Source organism: Bradyrhizobium sp. NBAIM03 (genome assembly GCF_020194055.1).
GTDB lineage: Bacteria > Pseudomonadota > Alphaproteobacteria > Rhizobiales > Xanthobacteraceae > Bradyrhizobium > Bradyrhizobium yuanmingense.
On sequence record NZ_JADYVS010000031.1, the window covers coordinates 1 to 2,500 of the forward strand.

2 tRNA genes and 1 rRNA gene (1 of these 3 cut by a window edge) are annotated in these 2,500 nt (G+C 57.2%); all 3 read left to right on the forward strand.

The features are described 5' to 3' along the window. Positions 1 to 704 precede the first annotated feature (704 nt). A 16S ribosomal RNA gene (locus I6F21_RS32015) occupies positions 705 to 2,193 on the forward strand. 192 nt (positions 2,194 to 2,385) lie between these two features. Then, a tRNA-Ile gene (locus I6F21_RS32020) sits at positions 2,386 to 2,462 on the forward strand. A 33-nt stretch (positions 2,463 to 2,495) separates the two neighbouring features. Then, positions 2,496 to 2,500: transfer RNA gene (locus I6F21_RS32025), tRNA-Ala, on the forward strand (it continues 71 nt past the right edge of the window).

Genomic DNA, 2,500 nt, shown 5'->3' on the forward strand with positions numbered 1-2,500 from the left:
GGAGGCGGGCGTCTGGCCCGGGGGGCCGACAGCGCTTGGGACGGCGCGCCCCCCAGGGTGGCGGAGTGCGGAGGAGGGCCCCCGAGGGAGGCCGCCAGGGAGGGCTCCAAGGCGCCCTCCGGAGCCCGCCGGCGGGCAAACTTTTTTTCAGATTTTTTGCCGGGCGGGCTCGTTCGATGTGCCCGGCGGCTTTCTAAATGGCTGGAATCGTGGGTGTTTTCTCGCTGGTCCACTGTGCGACGATTTGTTGACGATTGGCGTTGACAGGCCGGAAGGTGGGGCCTATAACCCCAACCACTGAGCGCGGCGCCGCCGGGTCACTGACCAAGGCGAGCGAACGCGCCACTGATGCTCCTCACCTTGTTGAGTGACACAACAGCCGACACCAGTCGGTTGGAGTTCATCCATCGTCGGTAAGGGTGTCGGAACCCTTCCTCTCAGGAAGGTTGAGACCTCCACGGTCTCGGGCTGTTTGACAAGTGAAGATGAAGAAAGAGAAACGTGGACGGCGGAGTCCTTGCGGGTCTCGCTTCCGAGAAGCTTCGGCTTTTCTGATCGAGACCGGACGAAAGACTTCGGCGGTACACGTTTTAAAGGAAACACCATCGTTGCCAGCGATGTGAATCGCGGGCAGCACATCGACTTCGGTCGATAATGGTGGGACCTCGTCAAACGTTGTGATCAGCCGGTTCAAAGTTCAAGTCCAACTTGAGAGTTTGATCCTGGCTCAGAGCGAACGCTGGCGGCAGGCTTAACACATGCAAGTCGAGCGGGCGTAGCAATACGTCAGCGGCAGACGGGTGAGTAACGCGTGGGAACGTACCTTTTGGTTCGGAACAACACAGGGAAACTTGTGCTAATACCGGATAAGCCCTTACGGGGAAAGATTTATCGCCGAAAGATCGGCCCGCGTCTGATTAGCTAGTTGGTGAGGTAATGGCTCACCAAGGCGACGATCAGTAGCTGGTCTGAGAGGATGATCAGCCACATTGGGACTGAGACACGGCCCAAACTCCTACGGGAGGCAGCAGTGGGGAATATTGGACAATGGGGGCAACCCTGATCCAGCCATGCCGCGTGAGTGATGAAGGCCCTAGGGTTGTAAAGCTCTTTTGTGCGGGAAGATAATGACGGTACCGCAAGAATAAGCCCCGGCTAACTTCGTGCCAGCAGCCGCGGTAATACGAAGGGGGCTAGCGTTGCTCGGAATCACTGGGCGTAAAGGGTGCGTAGGCGGGTCTTTAAGTCAGGGGTGAAATCCTGGAGCTCAACTCCAGAACTGCCTTTGATACTGAAGATCTTGAGTCCGGGAGAGGTGAGTGGAACTGCGAGTGTAGAGGTGAAATTCGTAGATATTCGCAAGAACACCAGTGGCGAAGGCGGCTCACTGGCCCGGTACTGACGCTGAGGCACGAAAGCGTGGGGAGCAAACAGGATTAGATACCCTGGTAGTCCACGCCGTAAACGATGAATGCCAGCCGTTAGTGGGTTTACTCACTAGTGGCGCAGCTAACGCTTTAAGCATTCCGCCTGGGGAGTACGGTCGCAAGATTAAAACTCAAAGGAATTGACGGGGGCCCGCACAAGCGGTGGAGCATGTGGTTTAATTCGACGCAACGCGCAGAACCTTACCAGCCCTTGACATGTCCAGGACCGGTCGCAGAGATGTGACCCTCTCTTCGGAGCCTGGAGCACAGGTGCTGCATGGCTGTCGTCAGCTCGTGTCGTGAGATGTTGGGTTAAGTCCCGCAACGAGCGCAACCCCCGTCCTTAGTTGCTACCATTTAGTTGAGCACTCTAAGGAGACTGCCGGTGATAAGCCGCGAGGAAGGTGGGGATGACGTCAAGTCCTCATGGCCCTTACGGGCTGGGCTACACACGTGCTACAATGGCGGTGACAATGGGATGCTAAGGGGCGACCCTTCGCAAATCTCAAAAAGCCGTCTCAGTTCGGATTGGGCTCTGCAACTCGAGCCCATGAAGTTGGAATCGCTAGTAATCGTGGATCAGCACGCCACGGTGAATACGTTCCCGGGCCTTGTACACACCGCCCGTCACACCATGGGAGTTGGTTTTACCTGAAGACGGTGCGCTAACCCGCAAGGGAGGCAGCCGGCCACGGTAGGGTCAGCGACTGGGGTGAAGTCGTAACAAGGTAGCCGTAGGGGAACCTGCGGCTGGATCACCTCCTTTCTAAGGATGATCCTTCAGCGAGCTCACGCTCACTATCGGATCGTTTTAGAAACATCAGTGGCCAACAGATCGCCAGATCGTTGAGCTGCATTGGCGGGATTTCGCCGTCTTCGTTTCTCTTTCTTCGCGGACGAACACGCGCTGGGCCTGCATCAAGCAGGATCCCACGGTCCCTGACGGGATAGGCGTTAGGGGCTTGTAGCTCAGTTGGTTAGAGCGCGCGCTTGATAAGCGTGAGGTCGGAAGTTCAAGTCTTCCCAGGCCCACCACTTTCATCGAGTGAGCATTCGTCTTCTGGTTACGGGGC